Annotated in this window: 2 tRNA genes and 2 rRNA genes; all 4 read left to right on the forward strand. The window is 53.3% G+C overall.

The features are described from left to right. Window positions 1–126, forward strand: a 16S ribosomal RNA gene (locus tag G3574_RS27905); the annotation flags it as partial. Between the two features lie 132 nt (window positions 127–258). Next, window positions 259–335: transfer RNA gene (locus tag G3574_RS27910), tRNA-Ile, on the forward strand. A 10-nt stretch (window positions 336–345) separates the two neighbouring features. Next, window positions 346–421 (forward strand) — tRNA-Ala (locus G3574_RS27915). A gap of 335 nt (window positions 422–756) precedes the next feature. Then, window positions 757–1241 (forward strand): 23S ribosomal RNA (locus G3574_RS27920); the annotation flags it as partial.

Below are 1241 nucleotides of genomic sequence, written 5' to 3' on the forward strand. Positions count from 1 at the left end.
GAGCGGGTTTTACCAGAAGTGGGTAGCCTAACCGCAAGGAGGGCGCTTACCACGGTAGGATTCGTGACTGGGGTGAAGTCGTAACAAGGTAGCCGTATCGGAAGGTGCGGCTGGATCACCTCCTTTCTAGAGAACGCACCATGTCAAGCGTTCACACTTATCGGCGTGTTAGCAACAACAGGGAACAGTCGGCAGTCGGCAGCAAGTCTGCCGGGTGCGTCAAGCGGTGTGCATTAGCGACTGGGAACTGATCCGAACGGGTCTGTAGCTCAGGTGGTTAGAGCACACGCTTGATAAGCGTGGGGTCGTAGGTTCAAGTCCTACCAGACCCACCAAGTCCGAAATGGGGGTTTAGCTCAGCTGGGAGAGCACCTGCTTTGCAAGCAGGGGGTCGTCGGTTCGATCCCGTCAACCTCCACCATTCCTGTTCCGTCCGGTTTCGTACCGTCAAGACGACAAACCCAAGCCAGTGGCGGCAACACCGCAAGCGGTGGCCATGCGGTTTCGGTTTGATCGTTTCGATCAATAGGCTGTTGTGCTCTTTAACAATCTGGAAGAAGTAGTAAAGAATTTGTTGGTCAACCGACGTGTGCCGCAAGGCGCATGAAGGAAGATCGACGGGTTGTGATTGTATCAATCATATGTATGAAAGAGTTCTCGCCGGTGTGAAAGCACTGGTCGAGTAGTCTGGAATACGGCACGCAAACTCAACCTCCGTAACGTTCTTGGGGTCGCACCCAGGAGTCAACGTTATAGAGACAAGCGACTAAGTGCACATGGTGGATGCCTTGGCGATATCAGGCGATGAAGGACGTGGTAGCCTGCGAAAAGCTGCGGGGAGCTGGCAAACAAGCTTTGATCCGCAGATGTCCGAATGGGGAAACCCGGCTCATTGAGTCATCCTTACCTGAATACATAGGGTAAGGAAGCGAACGCGGCGAACTGAAACATCTAAGTAGCTGCAGGAAAAGAAATCAACCGAGATTCCCAAAGTAGTGGCGAGCGAAATGGGATCAGCCAGCAGGATTTAGCAGTGTCGATAGTGGAACGGATTGGAAACTCCGGCCATAGAGGGTGATAGCCCCTTACACGAAATCGGCATTGTGGAACTAGGCTTGCGACAAGTAGGGCGGGGCACGTGAAACCCTGTCTGAACATGGGGGGACCATCCTCCAAGGCTAAATACTCGATATCGACCGATAGTGAACCAGTACCGTGAGGGAAAGGCGAAAAGAACCCCG

It is taken from the genome of Noviherbaspirillum galbum, from assembly GCF_010974945.1.
GTDB lineage: Bacteria > Pseudomonadota > Gammaproteobacteria > Burkholderiales > Burkholderiaceae_D > Noviherbaspirillum > Noviherbaspirillum galbum.